This is a genomic window from Colwellia piezophila ATCC BAA-637 (assembly GCF_000378625.1).
Taxonomy (GTDB): domain Bacteria; phylum Pseudomonadota; class Gammaproteobacteria; order Enterobacterales; family Alteromonadaceae; genus Colwellia; species Colwellia piezophila.
In genome coordinates, this window is record NZ_KB905170.1 from 61018 (window position 1) to 82102 (window position 21085).

Consider the following 21085-nt stretch of genomic DNA (forward strand, 5'->3'; position numbering starts at 1 on the left):
GCCCAACCCAATCTAATTGCATCGCAATCATCATGTAATACACGTCCCAATTGAACTAAAAACCAAGGTGCTTAAGATAAATACATTCAAGAACATTAAATGTGATCTCTAATATTCCTTATTTACATTTGAGGGTAAATGAATTTGATTTCGTGTCACTAAAATAGCTAACAAAAACCAACTCAACCACATCAACATTCCAGTACCACGCGGTATCTGCCAGCACATCTTTGCACATGCCAATACTTAAAAGCTCAGCCCTAACCTCTTCAGTGTCAAAGTCAGAAATAATCATTTTTACATCCCATGTATAGAGTATTTGCAGCCTTGAATTATCGAAGGCCGAAACAACTGAGCGCAAAGTAGTGCTATCACCGAATTTCTTACCCTTTAAAACCTCCATAGTCTGATTAGTTGCAATTACATTTACTTGTGAAAAAATTTTAGCGCTAACAATATTAATTAAAGCAAGTGCGATTAATGTAATAACTATGAATTCCTTCATTTTGAGACCCCTTATTACCTTTAATTACCGATCGAGGTTAAGTTTCATATCAGTCTATTATGTAGACCAGAGGTCCCTTGAAATATATGTTAAATAAGAAATAACTAATAAGTGCAATTGAGCAATAACCATACCTATATTGTAACTAACCAGTAACAACAAACAGTTAAACACTGTCACCACACTGTGTTAAGTTGTAATCAATCGGTTGCTTAAATCAAATCGGTAGACAATGAGGGGATTTGATATGGTCATGGGGTTTGACAGAAATTTACAGCCTCATAAGTGGCGATTTAACTGCCTTTATTGCAAGTTCAATGTCATGTTGGCTTACTCGCAAGATGTAAAATCAATTACAGTTTTCATAGCTCGATTCTACGCAAACGTTTGCCATGTCTATAGCTTTATTAATATCTATGAGCGTCATGTTTTTTTCCATAAGGTCTATTAGACCTTCAGAATTGTCGTAGCCGTTATTTCTCGATATAACTACCCACATATAAGGCTCTTTATAATCTTTCAAAACTGCTTGTTCTTTTAGATACTCTAGAGCGAGGATATATTGTGCCTTTGCATGCCCTTGCTTTGCTGCCTTACGAAACCAAAGAACTGCTTTTTCACTATCTTTAGCAATCCCTCTACCATAAGAATACATTATACCAAGATTAGCCTGAGAGTCTGAATGTCCTTGCTCTGCGGCTCTAAGGTACCAAAAAACTGCCTGTTTGTTATTCTTAACGACTCCTTGACCATAGGCATACATTATACCAAGTTTTGCCTGAGATCCGGAATATCCCTGCTCTGCAGCCTTAAGAAACCAATAAAAAGCTACTTGATTTCACGCAAGGAACTGGTCAGATAATTGGCTTCAAAAGCAGCCAAAAAAAGCCCCTTGAAGATAAACTTGAAAGCAACAAAAGCCCCGCGAGGGCGAGGCTTTGTATTCAAAAAGCGGGAATAAAAAATATGCTCTGACCCTATACCTTAAATAGATTTATTTGCATCGCCCGGTAGAGTCTACCGTTAATACAGCAGTACTCTTTTGAATTGAAGTAACATTGATTGAATCAGCTTCTTCAAACGTAAATAAAGATAAGTGTAACGGTAATTCAAAAGCCTGAACGTCAATTGCCTTTCTAAGTTCATCCGCTTGATTATCGTTGCGACAAAAGATCATTAAATCAATATCCGATGGGCTAGCCTCATCACGGCTTACTGAACCAAATAAGTGCCACTCTGTATTCGTTGCAAGAGAGCCAAGAGAGCATGCGACCTCCCTAAACTTTGCAATCACATTAGCTCGATTCATCTCGCTAGTCGCTGCATCAATTCCTTAAACGTTAGCGCTTCAGCTCCCAGAGATGCCGCTGCTGATTCTGCTTGATGAGTTATAGAACCATAGCTTGACGACTTAACGACAATATCAAAACTACCAATACAAGTTCTCGCATTTCGCACATCTTCAGCACTCATGTTGTATGCGTCAATTACTGCGATTGTGAGTCTATCCCCGCTAACACGGTCAACGCGAAAAACAGAGTCATATACATACGAAACACTTATTACATTACTGTGCTGTTGCATGCCGTTTATAAAGAACCCCATATTTTTATTGCGAAAGGAGCCTGCGTCCATTGTTCTAGCCGCTCGTTCTATATCACCAAAAGTTCCAAGTGCAGCACCTTCTGCATGAATAGCATCAATAGCCAACCCATCCCATAAAACTTTTGAAGGTACATTAACCACAAGTTGAGGTTTGTTAGCTGTTTTAAATAATGGGAGCACATCCGTATCTTTAATAACACCTCTATTACCAATAACCGCTACATTAAACGTGTAACCGTGCTTCCCTTCCACAACAAGAAAACCTTCCGCAGTCCTTCTGACAACTTTTAGGTCATTTTCATCAGCAAGCCTGTTTTCTACCCAACCTATTGCTTTCGTCATACTAATCCTTAAAAATATCTGCCATCTCTACAGGGAAGCGAGATGAATCTTGCCTGGCGTCTTCTATATGAAAAGCTTCTAGGTCATCTATGTGCTGGCGAAATTTCTCTTTCGTTACCTTTTCGCTGTCAGACAGCAGATGACGATTGGCATCTACAAACGATAGGACTTTTCGGTTGTTAGGGATAATGATTGTAAGCACTTTTCGCTTCCACTGTTCTGCTGCACCGCTTTCCGGATTCTGTGCTTCTTCGATGTGAGGCCCGTACATTTCGAAGACTGTTCGACTTTCAATTAAAAGAGGTTCAACAACATCTCGAACGGATTCTCTGTCATCAAACTTCCTAACGCCAAACAGCTCTACTAATTTATGCTCATGCTCTCTTTTCCAACGCGTCATCATTAAATCGGGGAAAGCATCTGGAGCTTTGTCTACCATTGTATGACAGTTGGCACATAAGACAATTAGATTTTCGAATGCACCTCGCTCTTCATCGCTTAGCTCTGCGTTAGCTCTAGGACCGTCATCTTGTGCTGCGAAAACATGAGCCAATTCAGCTATGAGAAAACGTGTCCCCCCGGCCTCATCGAACAATTTTTTTGAGCAACTTGGATTTTGGCAGTACCCTGCGGAAGAGGCAAACAACCTTCGCTGAGTATGTGCATTTGGGGAAGCTTTCCCTCTAGCATTAGCCACAATTACTTCCTTATTATCTTATCAATGATTTCCTAAACAATATCATTTAGTTAGACATCAATTCAAGAACATTCGCCCTAACAACTTGTCATTAAAATGAAAGCCCGCGAGTGCAAAATATTCTGTCACCGGAGTTCTAGGTTATTGTTCTAATCCCCTTTGGCTTCAAAAGCAGCCAACAAAAAGCCCCTTGAGAGGGTGCAGTGTCATAATTAATTGACTGTATTGAAAAGGCACTTATAGGTAATTAGCTTTATTAAACTCAAAGCTCTTTTTACTAGCCTTTTCTATAATCATTTTTATCTTTGATTTGGTTGATTTGGCTATATATTCTAATTCATCATACTGCTTCATTATTTCTTTCGCTTTTTCAAGACCTCTCGTACCATCATTAGATTTTATAGCTGCCTGTATTGTGTGTAATGCCTCTTCATTTTTCTCTTTACTAAGTTGATGAATATATATACCAAAGCTATTAATTGTATCTGAAACAATATCAACACTTTCTTGGGTGGAATTTTCGAATTCATCTACCAACATTAAAGAAAATTTACTCAATTGCTCTAAATTTAAACTATCTAGTCTAGTCATATCAACATTCATAGTGACTCCTTTAATAATTATTGTCCTAAGGTTCAACTGCTTACTACTAATTTCATGAGTAAATTTTAACTAGAGTCTTTTTAATAGTTCACTTACAAGCTCATCAGCATTATTGAACTGAGGCTCTACTAGTTTCTCAACTTTCGAAAATTTCTCTTCGGTTTCAGATAATATATTAATCCCTGTTAGCACCTTGATTTCATTATTGTAATAAAGCATTTTATACAAACAATCTGAAATCTTAGAGTTATTTTTTGTATCATAAAACATATTCTTTATTCCTTTTTATCAAGCACTTATTATTCATTTAATTCAATGTTAAGAAGTTTATAATTTTACTTAATATTGCTTTCCTTCAAAAGACATCTCTGTTTGCCGATCTGAGCTATAACCACTTGAACTAAAGGCACCATGGTCAATATAATCAAGCAATTTTTCTGCGACATTTTCAAATAAATCAATAGTTTCATTGATATGGTCAATTGAATTCTTAATGCTTGTTATTTTTGACATTAAAGCGGTATTGAATAAATTATCACTAGCTAAGCATGAGACTCTATCTTTCATAATGTTAAATTTTAAAATCTCATTGTTTAAATCTTTTACTTTAGCGTATAGGGCTTCTATAGTTTCACTAACTTGTAAAGCTATTATGCTAATAATATTTCCATCAAAATCATCTTGATCTATAAAAGCAGTAAACAGTCTTGTAATTTCAGCTTCAATAGGGTTTATCCGCTTTTCATCCTCTATATCGCCTCTAATATCATATTCAGCACGCCTATCAATATCCCCAAGAATTTCATAGGCATTTTTTATTTCTTTAAATTTTTCTGTAGCCTCAGCTTTCGCTTCTTTACCCATGTGTTTATCTGGATGCCATAGGCTACATAACTTTCTGTATGCTTTTTTTATTTCAGCTTGAGTTGACTCTTGGTCAACCCCTAGAGTGTTATATAATTTCATTACCTACCCCTTATCAAGGCATCAACATCAATTAGTTTCTTTCTTTTAGGCTTTGCTGCAATTTTTTTTGCTGCAACATCAGCTTTTTCCTCTGCAATTCTTTTGTATTTCAGTGCTTCATTTACTAGCCTTTCCGCTTCTTCTTTACCTTGTCGTTCTTTTTTCTGTTTATCTATTTCAGCTTGCTTTGCAGCTTCTCTATGAGATGAGATTTCTTCTTTTTCTTTTTCAATTCTTTGTCGTTGTTGTTCGGAGTGCTCTGCACTCGCCCACACAATTTTATTAAATTCATCAATTGCCAACCAAACGGAGCTTGAAGAAAAATCGACTTCTTTAATTCTATGTAACTGATCTTTTAGCCATAAAATTTTACTTTCATCCAGAGTGAAGCGAACTGAGTCTGAGCAGAAATTAAATGCAACACTACGAACTTCGTTTCTCTTAGAGCCTACGTATACATCAGAAGAAAAAAACTCTTTCCCCCCAAGATTCCAAAAGTAAATATCAATCAACTTTTTTTGGTCATCTGTCAGGTTTCCAGCTTCATCCCCGTAGAAGGTAATATCTATGTCCATTCATAGCTCCTTAGAATATATTTGTAACAACTTTCGATATTAGAGACGAAAGTCTTTTTACTTTTAATCATCATTTGTGAAAGCCCATATAAGGGCACCAACCCAACCAAAAAGCATCCAGCCTAAAAACAAGTTAAGAATAAGTATTGCTTTAGCATTCCTATGATTTCTCTTTGAAGCGATAATTGCCGGAATCAAATATATTAATAAAGCAATAACACCTAGAAAAATAAACAATATGACTTCCATCACAACTCCTTAATAACTATTGAATGAAAACAAAATATGGAAAAAATAAAAGTGTAAATGTAATGTTTTATCACTCTAGAGTACTCAAATGGCATCATCACCTCCTTGTTCAGCGGCTTTTTTGTACCAGTAAGTTGCTTCTGATATATCCTCTAAACCGCCATTAACATCCTCATATATAAGCGCTAAATTAAATTGGGCATCAGCATCCCCTTGTTCAGCAGCTTTTTTGTACCAGTAGATTGCTTCAAATGTATTTTCAAAACCGCCATCAACATCATCATATATAAGCGCTAAATTAAACTGGGCATCAACATCCCCTTGTTCTGCGGATTTCTTGTACCAATAGATTGCTTCAGATGTATTTTCAAAACCGCCATCAACATCTTCATATATAAGCGCTAAATTAAATTGAGCAGCGACATCTCCTTGTTCAGCGGCTTTTTTGTACCAGTAGATTGCTGCTGATTTATCTTTGAAACCGCCATTAACATCATCATATATAAGCGCTAAATTAAATTGGGCACCTACATCCCCTTCTTCAGCGGCTTTTTTGTACCAGTAGATTGCTGCTGATGTATCTTTGAAACCGCCATTAACATCATTATATATATGAGCTAAATTAAATTGGGCATCAGAGTCACCTTGTTGAGCGGCTTTCTTGTACCAATAGATTGCTTCAAATGTATCTTCGAAATCTTCATTAACATCATCATATATAAAAGCTAAATATAACTGGGCATCAGCATCCCCTTGTTCAGCGGCTTTTCTGTACCAATAGATTGCTTCTGCTGTATCTTTAAAGCCGCCATTAACATCATCATATATATGAGCTAAATTAAATTGGGCATCAGAGTCACCTTGTTGAGCGGATTTTTTGTACCAATAGATTGCTTCTGATGTATCTTCTAAATCGCCATTAACATCATCATATATATAAGCTAGATTAAATTGAGCTTGAACAAGTCCATTTCGAGCAGGTGCTGTATACCATTCTATTGCCTTCTCGTAGCTTTGGTCAGTACCCAAACCATCATGGTGCATTAGCCCCAAATGGTATTTAGCTTTATTGGAGTTCTGTGCTGCTGCTTTTGTATTCCAAAACAAAGCTTCTTTATAATTTCGGGTTGTTTTATCACCGTTAAAATACATCAGTGCAAGTTTGTACTGAGATTCTACGACCCCATTTTCAGCGGCAATCATTGTTTTATCAAATGAAGACTGTGCAAAGCAAGCGGGCATAAAGAACAAAGTAATTAATAGCCATTTAACAGCTATCATAAATCTGTTACCCGAACTATTTAAAAGGGGGGGAATGCATTGATTGGTATTTTGTTGGTAGATCATATCTTTATCTCCTAATTGTTTATTTAAATGCAGGTTTTCTGCCTTCATTTAAATAAACGGAGATAAGACGTTGGAATTAACATTTAATTTAAATTATTTTGTTAAACAATTTAATTAACTAATTTAACCTTCGGAGTGTAAGTGTAAGGTTAAATTAGTTGATCAATCATCGATGGAGTTGAAGTGGCAGAGTTAATTTGGCCACCTAACTAGAGGTGTTATTATGTACTAATTAAACTTTACGAATAATTCAGTTTGTAAAATATATATTTAAGATATATCACGAGCTATTTTCTTCCATGAACTATCGAACATAAACCTCTTCATCTCTAAAACTGGATTCTTTAGCTGATAAACATTTACCGGATGCTGATTAATGTTCTCTATAACAACTAACCACCAGTTATCATTTTCTAAGGCAAACTTCACTTGTGGAAGTGTTACAGAAACCCCTCTATCTCTCCAAGACCCTGTTAGTGTCTTTACCTCAATATATCTAACAACTCTTCCATTTTTATCTATTTCTTGGAAATCGTAACCCTCGTTATTTCCCCCCATTTTCAATATATTATTACCTGATTTAAGAATGTAGGCTTTATAGTGTTTTTTAAAGAAATCCTCTCCTTTATCACCTATCTTTAAAGAAAGATTTTCACTATGTTCGTCATCATAGCGGTTATTAAAAACAGTAACTGGCAACTTGCTATTATCACTAACAATATTAGCTGCACTTTTACTTTTCCTACTTTTATTTGATCGGTTGGGTTTATTGCTTACAGTACGATTTGAATCTGAATCCCCCTCTCCTTCATTTTTCTTGTGAAGACTTAAAGTATTTCCTTTAGATGTACCTGAAAAACTGTTAACAACTCTATCTACTTGTTCATTTTTTTCAAAGGAAGGCTTATTACCATAAACTTTTCTTAAATCATTATTAGTTCCGCCTTCAATCGTGTTTCGGCCAACCACTTCCACTTCAGAAGTGGAATTTTGGCTACTATTAGTTGAGACTGATTTTTCAGCAGTTTCATGTGGAAGTTCAGGAGGAGTTAGATTACTCTGTTCGGAACCGTCACTGTTACTTGTATTAGAGAAATCGGTTTCATTTATAAGTGAATAATCATCAATATTTCCTTCAAAATTATCTTCATAATCAAAAACATCATCTTCTATATCAACATAGATTTTTTCAGGTAACTCTTTAACTTTCCGACTATCTAAAAGTTTTGCTATATTTATTCCTTCAGTATTTTTCCTTAATATTTTTTCAATTGAAGAAAAGCTTTCTCTAGATAAATTTGTCTTTTTTTGTATATATGCAGCAATAATTTCACACATATCATCAAGATCATCCTGATTTAAAATATAAAGAATGTCAGTTTCATGGTTCTCGAATGTAGTTGCTTCATTATCTGTATAAAGCCAACTCGACCTAACATAATAATCAACAACAATTTTGTTTGAGAAATATATATCAGAAGGAATAATTCGATTAATATCTGTCTTATCTAGTTCACTTTCACTTATCTTGTTTTCATGATAATTCAGTCTTAAAATTGCGACCTTAAAGTGATTACTCTTCAGTAAAGATTTTATAGATTTGGCTTTCGGTGATATGCAATCAGTAAAGGTTGTCTTATTCTGATCTATCTCACCCTTTGCAGTTTCAGCTAATGATTTTACTCCTAAAAATTTTTCTAAATTTGGGTACCCTTTTTTACATAAATTAATCTTGTCATTTTTGTCATCTGCATTATGATATGCTGGAAAATCATCTATATATAAAACATTCGCATTATACAAAACACCCTGTTTTGAGAGTAGTGGAAATGTGGTTCCTTCAGCAAGCCTGTCAACAATACTAACTAGACATTTTTGTAGCTCCTTTGCATCTCTTAATTGGGTTTTATTTAACTCTTTTCCCATAGGGAGACTATTTAGTCTTTCAATAAAAAAAGATGATTTAGGTTTATTTAAAACCCCAAGTTTTTCTAACCCTGATTGCAAATTTTCATTTTGCTCACCATTTAAAATATCATTCCAACAGTAAGTATTCGAAATTGAAAATAATGACTTAAAAACTATATTTGATGGTAACCATTTCTCTCTAATTCTAATGCATTTATTCTTTATACTTCTAGGTATGTTTTCTATTTTCAAACGACCAATATAACTGTAAAACGCCTTGGCAGATTTTTTAATTTCGCCCTCATCAGTTATTGATATAGGAACAATTGATGTTAAAATTTCAAAGCTTTCAAATACACTTTTGATCGGCACACTAGTACATAAACCTAATGCCTTAGCTTTAGTTTTTTCATCTGTTTTATGTTCCGTATCTAACGAAGAAGAACTAAGATCAACCCCAAAATGTAAAGCATAAAACTTACCTCCAGCAACTTTTATATCCTTGCCTAATATTAAATTTCTAGAATAATCTAATTTTGTATACTCCTTTTGGGGTTTAAGTAATATCTTTGGTTCAGCAACAGGAAACCACGGTTTATTGCTCAATATCTTTATCAGAGCTTTCCCTTCATATTTTACCCTTTCAAAGTTCTCATAATTATCAGAAATATAACGCAACAACTTTATCGACACTAACTGATTGTTATTAATTATAATTTCATTTGCCACATAAATAATATGACTCGGTAATATTGATTGTGAGCATCCTATTTGTTTAAGAAAAAAATTCCATTTTTCCTGGTGCTCCTCAAAAAACATTGGCAGAAATAGTTTGTTTTGAAGGAAAGTAGGTAAATACTCAAAATGGCTTGGTAAGTAATACTCTTGAGCTGTATTTAGTGATGTATTTTCCAAATTTGGTATTATTTTAGAAACTGTTAACGTTTTAGTTAATTCAGCCAACTTTTCTTCATTGAGGTTGTTCGTATAATGATCCCATTCTGATGCTAACCATATTAATACCCTATCTCTATCGGCTACATCAGAAGTGTTCTTTATAAAAGGAATTATTACATCATCTATGTAGTTTAAAATGGATTGCTCTTCTTTCCCAAACCGTTTTAATAACTCTTTATGGTTAGTGTCAACTATCCGAATTAATTCATATTCACCATTTAATGAGTGAATATGCTTTGGTGGTTCAAAGTTACTAGGAAGAAATAAATTAGCCTCATCATTTAAGCAATAAGAATTATCATTTTCTGTCTGAATAAACGGAATAAGTTTAAATAGTTCTTTTTCTTTGCTATCAAGAGTTTCAAACCATTCAATATCACTCACAATAAAATTTGTAAGAAAATTTTTCACACGTTTGTTTTTAAAAAATGAATAATCCTTTAAAGTTATCAGGTGTTTGACTAAATTCTCTGGATTTATTCTATCTAATACATTGTGATTAACCAAAGGTGCATAAACATTTAAGTATTCTGGATGAATTAGTTCTATATCCGTTGCTTCAAAGCATTCAATATTTTCGATATCTCTATCGTCAATAATTAATGGTTTATCCCTTTGAGTTAAATTAATTAATTCATCTCTATTTGTATTAAATATTTTTAATTTTCTAATACTATCTATCGAGCGGTTGATCTCGACCGGACTATGATTAGTGATAAATGAAACAATATTTTTTATCCATAATTTATCTAACTTAAACATATTGAAATTATTTTCTATTGATTTCAATGAAGTTTGTAAGCTAGGATATTCCCAAGAACAAGGTAATTCAGCATCATCTTTGATGACATCTATAACATCTTTAGCTAAGAATAATTCAGTATGATTCTGGAAAAGATCTAGATCAGGCTCCTGATCTAAAATAATTTCCATATCTATTCGGTAAAGGAAATTATTTAAACGAAGCTCAAATGGTAATCCATCTAATAATGAATAATCACTACCATCTTCTGAACAATAATTAAGTATTTCTTTAAACCAAGTTCGATTATTAAGCATCTCGATGCTTGATTTACCGAATAAAATAGGAAATTCAACACCATCTGTTTCCTTAGAAATATAACCTCTTATGTACTTGGGTGTTATGCTAGTTAACCCTAGGTCTATCCTATTGATGTTATTAATAACAAATCTAGGAGGAGTAGGTGAAACTATATTAAAATGCTCACGTAGAGGATTAAGTAATAAATCATTAGGATCTTCATGTATATGGAGTGCTCCTTTGTACGAAGACATCCAACCTTCGGTATCTTTAGTTAAACTGTAAAAGCAATCATTAATAGACGCATGTCTATAAAAACCTGATTTTAAGCTATTATCAAACATGTTGTTTTGTGGGTTTAACCAAAGTTTATAATATTCTTTAATATAATTTTTATTCTTAATAAAGCTTAATAAGTTTACCCATGCTTTTCCAACACCTTCTTTTAAAAGTAACTGATTCCATCCTATTAATATTTCTTTATCATTCCCTGAGCCTTTAAATGTCAACTCTGTCCGCGTGTCATTTAAGTCGAACCAACCATGTATATGTACTGGATGTCCACTATCTATAGGTAAGTGCAAAAATGTGAATGTTTTACCTTTAATAGTGCAGGGTTTACCATCTCCTCCTATTTTTATTGCAACTCCTACCCAAGGTAAAACCTTTCTTGGGATAGGCGTTATATTCAATGCTTTAATCGCTTGATGTATTAAATTATTTTCATTACCTCTAAATAGACCATTGGCTACAGCCCACTTCTCTTTTGTTTTTGTTATTTTGTCTGTTACCTTGTTAAAAGATGAAACACTAAGCTCCTGATAGTAAGTATAAAAAGGGAGGTGATGTTTGCTAGATAGCCAATAGTTGCACGTGTCAATTGGAGAGTTTTTAAACTCTTTCTTTATTTCTTTATTTATATTTTCGACTTCTTTGGAATTACTTGTCGTTATTTCAACATGAACTATAACATCCCCGTTTTCTGAGATTTCCTTTAAAACAAGCCTGTGAATACTTCTTAAAAACAAAAGGTTATCCGGATTTTTCTTCCATTCATCACACAAAATGTAAAAATCGTCGATTGTAAATATTTCAGTACTAATTTTACTTTGTTTTGAAGTTACTTCATTCCTGACAGGCAATCGAAAAGTGGTAGGAGCTAAATTATTACAATTAGGGGATTTAAAAGTATTGACCCAATTTTTGATTGAGGAATATTCTTCTTCTCCCCATCCACGAATACTTTGAGGTATATTTTTACTTACTGCTGTATGTTGTATATCAAACCAATATGCTCTCCCGTTTGATATAAAACTTGGGTGATCTGATATACTAAATGAAGAACTAAAGCCTTGACCAAAACGGCCTGTTTTGTCTGATTCTCCTGATTTACCTTGCGCACTAAGCTCTTTAATGCTGTCAAAATCTTTTTCTTGAAACAAAGAGTTATTTTGAATAACTAATGCACACCCCATTCCCTCTTCAAATTCAGTACCATTGAGTGATAAATGATTCCTCTGATCATAAGTAACTATCAACTCTGTCGCACCAGAGTCATCTGCGTTTTGTAAAAATTCTTTTAAAATAGTATCTTTCGTATAACTATTTATTAAACCTGTGATACGTGTAACGAGGTTTTCTTTATATGTGGAATCATGTACTGACATTATTACTTCCTAGTACTGCTTATTAAATAGGGAATTGAACACTTAACTAACTTCAATACGCTTTATTGGATAGCCTATTATTTTTCTAGTCGCTAACTTGTCTCAATATATTGCTTCTGATGTATATTCAAAACCGTGATAGTTCTGTTAACTGTTCTGTTTAAAGTGCGGGGAACCTATTGATTGGTATTTTTTTGTAGCTCATAATTCTATCTCCTGAATGTTTATTTAAATGCAGGTTTTCTGCCTTCATTTAAATAAACGGAGATAAGGCGATGGAATTAACATTTAATTTCAATTATTTTGAAAAACAATTTAATTAACTAATTTAACATAGGAGCGCGAGGTTAAATTAGATGATCAATCATCAGTGGATTTGATAATTGATTTAGCGAAGTATCAAAATCATTGTCTCCAAGTTACTTTGTAAACTATTATAAATGCAACGCTTAGTATAATTGAGGATATAAATTTTTCGCGAGTATTAGAATGAAATTATAAATTTTTAGTTTTGATTCTGATTCTTTAATATGAGAGATAAATTAAACTGGGCATCAGAATGCCCTTGTTCTGCGGCTTTTTTGTACCAATGGATGGCTTTTGATGTGTCTTTAAAACCACCATTAACATCATCATATATAAGCGCTAAATTAAACTGAGCATCAACATACCCTTGTTCAGCGGAATTTTTGTACCAATAGATGGCTTTTGATGTATCTTTAAAACCTTCATTAACATCATATATATAAGCTAAAAGAAATTGGGCACCAAAATCACCTTGTTCAGCGGCTTTTTTGTACCAATACATGGCTGCTGATGTATCTTTAAAACCGCCATTAACATCATCATAGATAAGTGCTAAATTAAACTGGGCATCAGAATAGCCTTGTTCAGCGGATTTTTTGTACCAAGTCATGGCTATTGATGTATCTTTAAAATCACCATTAACATCACCATATATCAGCGCTAAAAAAAATTGGGCATCAGCATTCCCTTGTTCTGCGGATTTTTTGTACCAATAAATGGCTTCTAATGTATCTTTAAAACCACCATTAACATCATCATATATACGCGCTAAAAGAAATTGGGTATAAGCATCCCCTTGTTCAGCGGATTTTTTGTACCAAGTCATGGCTTTTGATTTATCTTTAAAACCACCATTTACATCATTATATATAATCGCTAAATTATGTTGGGCTTTAGCATCCCCTTGTTCAGCGGATTTTTTGTACCAAGTCATGGCTTTTGATTTATCTTTAAAACCACCATTAACATCATTATATATAGTCGCTAAATTATATTGGGCATCAGCATTCCCTTGTTCAGCAGATTTTTTGTACCAATAAATGGCTTCTAATGTATCTTTAAAACCACCATTAACATCATGATATATAAGCGCTAAATTAAATTGGGCATTAGCACTCCCTTGAACAGCGGATTTTTTGTACCAAGTCATAGCTGCTGCTCTATCTTTAAAGCCACTATTTACATCATCATATATATGAGCTAAATGAAACTGGGCTTTAGCATCCCCTTGTGTAGCTGCTTTTGTGTACCAAGTAATGGCTTCTGATGTATCTTCTAAATCGCCACTAACCACATCATAATTCAATACGACTTTAAGCGACTTATTGGGGTAATAATGCCTTATTGATTTCAATCGGTTGTTTTCATCATATTCATAAATTGATTTCCAAAAACCATCCTTATTTGCAACTGGTTCTCCATTTACCCCAAAGTATGAACGGCTATTAATAAGATCTACGTCATCGTAAGATAATACCAACCTGTGATAATAATCATTATAAAGGGCTGCTTTGTCACAAGGGTCAAGAGCTGCTTTGTCACAAGGGTCAAAGGCCGCTTGCTCTATTATGGCTCGCAGATCATCTCCTAGATCAGTATATTTATATTTAACATATGAATAATTACCATGTACGCTTAAAAAATCACCTGATCTATCTAAAGTTGTACGTTGAATTAGATCTCCATTTTTATCATATAAAAACTTTACTTTATAATAACTGTCTTTTGACGTTGGGCCGTATTCTTCGTTGGTAAGTTCTATAATGTTTCCCATCCCACCCCATAAAAGCGTCATGGTATAAGTATTTTTCCAACCATCAAGTACATTATTTTTTAATTTAATATCTCGCTCAAATCCATCAAATTTGCTTGGTCGGCCGTGTATGTCGTATTCAAAAACCTCCCTGCCATAACCGTCAGTATTTTCTGTCGGATAGCCTTTTTTATTATATGTAAGCTTCCCAATCTTATTACCTGAGCTATCATATTCTAAAACAATGCGAGCAGGTTTATCGGAACTTACGGTTAATTGTCCACCTTCATTAGTCTGCATTATTTCTGTGTTATTACCCCATATATCATATTCTCTAACTTCAGTATCACTAGCATTCTCCAATACATGAGTTTTTTTAATATTAAAGCCTTTTTCGTCTTGTTTATACTCTACAGTACCAGACACAGAAGATTTAATTGGTTGACCGTTCTGATCTAAAAATAACTGAGTTGAGATTTGTCCTGAATGCGTATAGGTAAATTTTTCACCAAAACCTGTATGGTCATCATCTGAAATTCTCTTACCATATGCATTCAAATAATACTTTTTAGTAATAAACCCTGATTCATTATAAAAATATTTGTATTGAGATATACCAGCAACCTCAACTTTAAATTCTTTTAAATTTTTCCATATATCAAAAGGGTTAATATGAAGGTAACTTTTACCGATGAATACTTGTGATTGGTTTTTAGCGAATCGATAATTATCTAACCGAATTCGTTTTCTGGAAGAGGTTTTTATATCAACTGAAAATAAATTACCATCAGCAGCATATTTATACTCCCACAAGGCTGCATTGTCCTTTTCCTTGTTTTTTATCAATGTTCCAATACTATTTTGATAACTCAGCTTTTTTAACACGCCCCGCTGATAATCAAGTCGATAGTATTTCCCTAGATGTTTTTTTTCTTCTTCGTTTAACTCATATAGACCAAATGGCACACTCCACCTTTCAGCAATATTAGCGAAGTAATAACTCTTAACTCGATTAAGATCCCAATAATAAAAAGAACTAAGAAATATAGGCAACACAATGAAAATAAAGGAAATGCGAAGTCGAGTATTAGTTTTATGTTGCTTTGATAACTTAAGGTATTTTGCTAAATGGTTATCACTGATAATGCCACTTTTAAAATAGCGCCAGCCTTCTTTGAGTAACCTGTTATCTTTAATAAGGTAATTATTTTTTTGTTCCGAACACCAACGTAAAAATTGACCATCGACACTGTAGCGCCACTCTAAATAATCCTTATTTTTTGTAACCCATTCCTTCAGTTCGTTCCAGTTATTAAACAAACTATCATGTACCAATTTAATCATGGTGTCGGCACTTGTATTGTTCGCACTAACGATTAAATTTGCGTCAATAAATTGTTGGGCCAGTTTATATAATTGGGGGGAGTCTACTTCTAGTTTATTTAGATCAACGTGTTTCGCGTAAGGTAAAAACTCGCCATTTAAACCCACGAAAGCATCAAAAAGCTGAGCAATTAATTTTTCGTTGGCTTTATTATCTTTTAATACTTGAGTTGCCCTATAAGCAATGGCACCGGTAAGGCCACCTAACTCTTGATAATGTTGGTACTTTAATTCCGTTGCATTAGGATTTTCTAACGTAGCTTTGAGGTAAAGCTGCTCTAATAGAAACTCCACCATAGGAAGTGCAAAGGGTGTTTTAGATGCCTCATCTATGATGACTTTATCTAATACCCCACCCTCGCTATCATGCTCGAAAGTAATCCCAGAAAATGCTGATTGTTCATGAATGATTGCTTGCCAATCATCTAGTTCAAGCTGTGATGCCACATTAGATATAACGGGTGAACTAAGCGCCTGATTATCTAACAAACGACCTAGGTACTCATTACGAATTGCCAACACTATATCTAGCGGCTTCAATTGGTTTGCTAGGTCGTTTAAAGCTTTTAATGTACTAACAATATTTTCGTTTGGTTGGCTGAATACCTCTTCAAACTGGTCAAAGTAGATTAAGCATGGTGGTGTTTTATCGTCAACAATAGTGCTGATTGTCTCAATGGCTTTTCTTGGTGAGCTAGCAAAGGTTAATATTAACTCTGTTATCGACAGCCCTTTTTGCTCTAACTGCCAAGCTTTGTTTAACTCTTCTAAAAGAAAGCCGATTATCCCAATATTTTCTGGCACTTTTGATGGTGTAGTATAAGCCCAACTAAACTGATTACTAACTTGCTCTAGTTTGGGTATTAACCCTGCTTTAATTAATGATGATTTTCCCGTACCACTTGCACCACTGACAATTAGCAAACCTTGGTTTTGTTTTAAATCTTCATACAAACGATTAACGTCTTTGCTTCTGCCAAAAAAGCGAACACTGTCTTCATAATCAAAACTACTTAAGCCTTTAAAAGGTGCCCAACGACCAAGAGGGTCTCCATCGTAACTGTCATCTAATAGTTCACCAATTAAATTTTGTAGCCGAGTTACTGTTAATAAAACCCCACCTAAGTCCGCAATTTTTTTACGTTGCTCTTTTGTTATGTCATCATCGTTTTGTATTGGATAACATATAGAGAATTGGGTAAATCGGTCTTGGTTTTTTTCTACATAAGCACAAACAGAGTCAATCTTCTCGCATATATGGCTTATTGGTAGTACATGCCCCGATGTTAATATCTCGCCTGTTGCAAAAATTGGGAACTCAAACTTACCTGGTTTTTTTAATACTACTCGCCACCAGCTTTCAAAAAGAGCGAGTGCATAGCCTAAACCACTACTAGAACTTCCTTGGCTGAAATTGAAACTATCATCATTTTGTGTTGTTAAATTGATACCAGCACGAAAACGCTGGCGTTGGTCCAATTTATTTAATGAAACATAAGCGGCAATAGCACTACTATTTAAATAGCGTTGCTGATCTTGAAAAGATTGGGGAGTTAATTTTCGTTTGAGCGTTAAATTTAACTGCGCTTTAACTGACGGGTCACCAATTTGACTTTCTTGTGGGCGAACCTCAGTTTGCAAAACTGTTGTTGTATTGGTGAGTATGTAAATCATTAGCTTAAAACTTTAACCTTAAATTTGTATATCATTATCAACACTTCCCTGAACCGACTGCGCACAAGAAGTATTAATTACCCACTACCTTTGACTACTAAGCCTAGAACAGGCAATTGTTGCTAAAGCAATATGAAATTATAATGCTTTTGCATCAACGCTATAAAGCGTTAATGCTATCACTTAACTAAACAACAATTAATTACATGTTGGTTACCACATTGCAACCAAAGTTAAAAATAAAGAGGTGCAAAATATTCAGTTCATATGTAATTTAGAATTTAAATTGACTAACTTTTTCCTAATCGCTTAGTTTTGGCACTCGATCAATAAACCATAAACACTTATATTCCAGGCTGTTTCAGAACGGAATTTCATCCGATTCATCATCTAAGCCAGAAGTTGAGGGTTTGGATGATGAATTGTTATTATCAAAATTATGCTTATATCATTTGTAGTTCATAGGCATGAATTTCAGTTGTGTACACAGACTAAATATTTAAGTTAAGAAAACAATGCTTTAAACTGCTCAGGGATTTTTATAAAATCACCAAATATAGCCAGATGCTTCCTTGGCCTAGAAATAGAAACATATAACTTATTAAGCTGATCTTTTTTAGTCCAATCTACGTGCTCTGCTCCAGCAAAAATCAAAGTATCAAACTCAAGTCCTTTAATATGTTCAGGGGATGAAAAATGTACTTTGTATTTCTTCGATAAATCGATATTTTTAGCCACATATGATTCTCTAAAGTCACAGGCTAATGAACTTCTCAAACGTGCTTCTAATTCACACGCTAAGTCGTGTTGTGGACAAATAACTGCGACAGTTCTACCTTTTGGCTGTAATTTAATAACTTCCAAAATATGTTTATCTAATTTAGAAAACTCAAGATCATAGAGAATTGCATCACCATCTAACTTATGTTTTTCCCTTAATAATTCAATATTACTTAAATCATCAAATAACCTTTTATCTTTTTGTATAGTTGCGCGAAATAAAGAAGAAACTGCGACTAATTGTTGACGGTTTTCTTGTCGTTTATTTTCCCCAAGTAAAACTTTTTCTACAGATTTTTGGTATGGAAAACAATTCCCTGGCTCACTAGCACTACCCGAATATAATTGTTGAAATAAATCCCCAACCATTGTTATTGAATCATACTCAGGGTGAGCTTGTCGGCCCATCACAAACACTTGGATTTCGGAGAAATCTTGTACTTCATCAATAAAAACCGTTCTAAAGTAATTTTCTTGCTCTTCTAAATGAGAGTAGGCTTGTCCTAACTCACTTGCTCCTCGACTTATAATTTGAGCAATGGCCAATAAAATATCAACATCATGTTCAGCTAATTTTTGATTACTAACCCTATTGGCAACTAATTTGGCAATGCTATTAGAATCTTTTAGGCTTTTAATAACATTAGTATATAAATCTGCATATTTTAGGTTACTCAACAGTAGAGTTTTAAGTCGATTTTTTAATAGTGCTTGTAAAGAGGTATTAGTTAAAACATCCTCTGTATTTAGGCGTTGTAGTTTTGCCTTGAATGGGTTTTCTAATATTGCCTTTGTTATTTTATTATCTTTAATAATTAATAAAGTGCCTGCCGCAGCAGAAAAAATCACATCGTCAAATGAACCTACCTTTAGTTCAACTTGAGGCCCAGAAACATCACAATAATACTTATTTTCAGTTAAATCCTGCCATATTTTATTTGAAGAAGTTGTATTAACTAACGTCCCTGATTGATCAAATATATTACACCCAGTTGCAATCAATCGTTCTAAATCTTGATGAGAATTCATAAGGACAGATGCAACAGTTCTTCCTGATAAAAATGCAAATATAACCCCACTTTTTTGTAACGCTGATAATGCCTTTTGATTATCTGAAAACATTTTCCATTTATTTTCAGCTAGCTTTACCCATGTCCCTTTATCTGTAAACCAGGCTCTATTAATATCATCTAAAAACTTTTTAATCTTAGCGGCATATCCATCAATATAAAAAGGCGAGGAAATAGATAACGGTGAGTCTAATGAAGACAATATGCCTGACAAACCTTTTATTACATCTTCTTTAAAGTCAGCTAACAGAGCATGACCGGTCTCTTCAGGCAAAGATTTGGGCCACTGTACGTTATTTGGAAGAGCTAATGCTGATGGAGCATCACTAACTTTATCTCGTAAAAGAGAGGCTATTGACTTATCGACAATAGATAACCAAGACATAGTTGTTTCTGAATGGTAATCGTAATTAACTTTATCTAGTTCGTATTTAGGGTATAGAAGGTTACCTTCTTCATCTTTATTAACCTTCGGTCTCTGCTCTACATTCAATCTTTTATTCAGGTCATGTTGAAGTTCTTTGTATTCTTTGATGGGAAAATGCGACAGACCTAATTCATTACAGCTTGCTTTTAAATATTGAATTAACTCACCAGTCTTTACAAAGCCTGCGCTTGATTCTTGAGCGAAAAATCGTCCAGAGTTGTCACCCTCTAATCGCTCTCCTCCACTAGCTGAATCACAGAGTGTTTTTGCTCTACCTATAGCTACGCAAGTTTTCCCCGACCCTGCAATCCCCTCTATCAACATTGGACCTGTATGCACACTACTATCCATTATTTCCAATTGTGTTTCAGTAGGGTTTAAATAAAAGTAATTACTGAGACCAATCAAATCATCTTGTTCAAGGTCATTATGGATTATATCTGCAATATCAATTTCAGGTTCATCTTCTAGCTCTATAGTTGTTTCAAAATCGTCTATTTCAATCTCTAAACCACCAAAGTGATTAATACTCTCAGGTATAATTGGGGAACTATTTTCTGCTTCACTTACAACTTCTACTCTTTTGTCAAACCACTTTTTAAGACTTTTACTTAAATTCTGAACAGTTAATACCTCCTTTTTTTCATCAATATTATTCTGGTATTTTTCTTGTCTCATAAATTTGAAATTACGAATATTATCTTCTGCTTCTAAACCTCTAAAACGGAGGGAATTTCTTATTTCAATAATTTCAAAATCACCTAACCGTTCATTGTGTCCGTCATAACCAATTTTTGCTGACCGACACAATTTTCCATAACTCGAATTAGGTGTAGAATAGCCCATACGAGTGGAGGCATAATCACAATTAACCAATGATACTCGATAAGATATTTCACCCAACTTTTCACTTTTTATGACAACCGTTTTCCCAAAACCATGTCGCCTTAACTCTTTGAATGCTAACTTTCGGGTGACATCGTCTTGATAAATAGTACTAGATTCTTTTCTTTCTACTTCTGATATTAAGATATCAATATTTTCAAGTTCATTTACTACAGCATGCTTGCAAGACTTAGAAGATGCCTCACTTACATTTTTAATTTGCCTAGGTAATAACCATTCATTTTTATTATTCATTAATTTATTCCCTTCATATTTGTATTCATTAGTTTTTGAATTCTGCTGTAAATTTCAATTGAATTCAAAGAGTATTCATTACCATTAAG

General features: G+C 34.0%; 13 protein-coding genes and 1 pseudogene. All 14 read right to left on the minus strand.

The annotated features are described in order from the left end of the window. Nucleotides 1-118: 118 nt before the first annotated feature. The 14 genes and pseudogenes from F580_RS0117420 to F580_RS0117485 all read right to left on the minus strand — a co-directional run bounded on the left by F580_RS0117420 (nt 119) and on the right by F580_RS0117485 (nt 20996). Nucleotides 119-505 carry a hypothetical protein gene (locus F580_RS0117420; protein ID WP_019029035.1) on the minus strand — a complete coding sequence of 129 codons (387 nt, stop codon included), beginning with the start codon at nt 503-505 and terminating at the stop codon, nt 119-121. Between the two features lie 349 nt (nt 506-854). Beyond that, a pseudogene (locus F580_RS24885) lies at nt 855-1337 on the minus strand (tetratricopeptide repeat protein); the annotation flags it as partial. Nucleotides 1338-1499: 162 nt separating this feature from the next. Further along, nucleotides 1500-1814 carry a nucleotidyltransferase domain-containing protein gene (locus F580_RS0117430; RefSeq protein ID WP_019029037.1) on the minus strand — a complete coding sequence of 105 codons (315 nt, stop codon included), beginning with the start codon at nt 1812-1814 and terminating at the stop codon, nt 1500-1502. Then, nucleotides 1811-2452: a hypothetical protein gene (locus F580_RS0117435; RefSeq protein ID WP_019029038.1), complete on the minus strand. Its 642-nt coding sequence runs from the start codon at nt 2450-2452 to the stop codon at nt 1811-1813. Before F580_RS0117435 ends, F580_RS0117430 begins: the two co-directional genes overlap by 4 nt. A gap of 1 nt (nt 2453) precedes the next feature. Continuing rightward, a complete protein-coding gene (locus F580_RS0117440; protein ID WP_019029039.1) occupies nt 2454-3149 on the minus strand; it encodes a hypothetical protein in 696 nt (231 codons plus the stop codon). 237 nt (nt 3150-3386) lie between these two features. Then, nucleotides 3387-3752 carry a hypothetical protein gene (locus tag F580_RS0117445; protein ID WP_019029040.1) on the minus strand — a complete coding sequence of 122 codons (366 nt, stop codon included), beginning with the start codon at nt 3750-3752 and terminating at the stop codon, nt 3387-3389. A 69-nt stretch (nt 3753-3821) separates the two neighbouring features. Beyond that, complete coding sequence (locus F580_RS0117450; protein WP_019029041.1) at nt 3822-4022, minus strand: hypothetical protein; 201 nt, start codon at nt 4020-4022, stop codon at nt 3822-3824. 69 nt (nt 4023-4091) lie between these two features. Next, nucleotides 4092-4718 carry a J domain-containing protein gene (locus F580_RS0117455; protein WP_019029042.1) on the minus strand — a complete coding sequence of 209 codons (627 nt, stop codon included), beginning with the start codon at nt 4716-4718 and terminating at the stop codon, nt 4092-4094. Continuing rightward, the gene (locus F580_RS0117460; protein WP_019029043.1) at nt 4718-5293 is read right to left on the minus strand and encodes a hypothetical protein; all 576 of its coding nucleotides are present in this window, start codon (nt 5291-5293) and stop codon (nt 4718-4720) included. Before F580_RS0117460 ends, F580_RS0117455 begins: the two co-directional genes overlap by 1 nt. A gap of 63 nt (nt 5294-5356) precedes the next feature. Beyond that, nucleotides 5357-5542, minus strand: a complete 186-nt coding sequence (locus tag F580_RS0117465) for a superinfection immunity protein (protein ID WP_019029044.1) — start codon at nt 5540-5542, stop codon at nt 5357-5359. An 84-nt stretch (nt 5543-5626) separates the two neighbouring features. Continuing rightward, on the minus strand, nt 5627-6823 hold the full coding sequence (locus tag F580_RS24890; RefSeq protein ID WP_169338322.1) for a tetratricopeptide repeat protein: 1197 nt from the start codon (nt 6821-6823) through the stop codon (nt 5627-5629). A gap of 336 nt (nt 6824-7159) precedes the next feature. Then, complete coding sequence (locus F580_RS0117475; protein WP_019029046.1) at nt 7160-12463, minus strand: protein NO VEIN domain-containing protein; 5304 nt, start codon at nt 12461-12463, stop codon at nt 7160-7162. A gap of 505 nt (nt 12464-12968) precedes the next feature. Then, a complete protein-coding gene (locus F580_RS25665; protein WP_019029047.1) occupies nt 12969-17579 on the minus strand; it encodes an nSTAND1 domain-containing NTPase in 4611 nt (1536 codons plus the stop codon). Nucleotides 17580-18083: 504 nt separating this feature from the next. Then, nucleotides 18084-20996: a UvrD-helicase domain-containing protein gene (locus F580_RS0117485; protein WP_019029048.1), complete on the minus strand. Its 2913-nt coding sequence runs from the start codon at nt 20994-20996 to the stop codon at nt 18084-18086. Nucleotides 20997-21085: the final 89 nt, after the last annotated feature.

Bases quoted from the DNA above. Each gene is read 5' to 3' on its own strand.
- F580_RS0117420 (WP_019029035.1), bottom strand. From the start codon at position 505: ATGAAGGAATTCATAGTTATTACATTAATCGCACTTGCTTTAATTAAT.
- F580_RS0117430 (WP_019029037.1), bottom strand. From the start codon at position 1,814: ATGAATCGAGCTAATGTGATTGCAAAGTTTAGGGAGGTCGCATGCTCT.
- F580_RS0117435 (WP_019029038.1), bottom strand. From the start codon at position 2,452: ATGACGAAAGCAATAGGTTGGGTAGAAAACAGGCTTGCTGATGAAAAT.
- F580_RS0117445 (WP_019029040.1), bottom strand. From the start codon at position 3,752: ATGAATGTTGATATGACTAGACTAGATAGTTTAAATTTAGAGCAATTG.
- F580_RS0117450 (WP_019029041.1), bottom strand. From the start codon at position 4,022: ATGTTTTATGATACAAAAAATAACTCTAAGATTTCAGATTGTTTGTAT.
- F580_RS0117455 (WP_019029042.1), bottom strand. From the start codon at position 4,718: ATGAAATTATATAACACTCTAGGGGTTGACCAAGAGTCAACTCAAGCT.
- F580_RS0117460 (WP_019029043.1), bottom strand. From the start codon at position 5,293: ATGGACATAGATATTACCTTCTACGGGGATGAAGCTGGAAACCTGACA.
- F580_RS0117465 (WP_019029044.1), bottom strand. From the start codon at position 5,542: ATGGAAGTCATATTGTTTATTTTTCTAGGTGTTATTGCTTTATTAATA.
- F580_RS24890 (WP_169338322.1), bottom strand. From the start codon at position 6,823: ATGATAGCTGTTAAATGGCTATTAATTACTTTGTTCTTTATGCCCGCT.
- F580_RS0117475 (WP_019029046.1), bottom strand. From the start codon at position 12,463: ATGTCAGTACATGATTCCACATATAAAGAAAACCTCGTTACACGTATC.
- F580_RS25665 (WP_019029047.1), bottom strand. From the start codon at position 17,579: ATGATTTACATACTCACCAATACAACAACAGTTTTGCAAACTGAGGTT.
- F580_RS0117485 (WP_019029048.1), bottom strand. From the start codon at position 20,996: ATGAATAATAAAAATGAATGGTTATTACCTAGGCAAATTAAAAATGTA.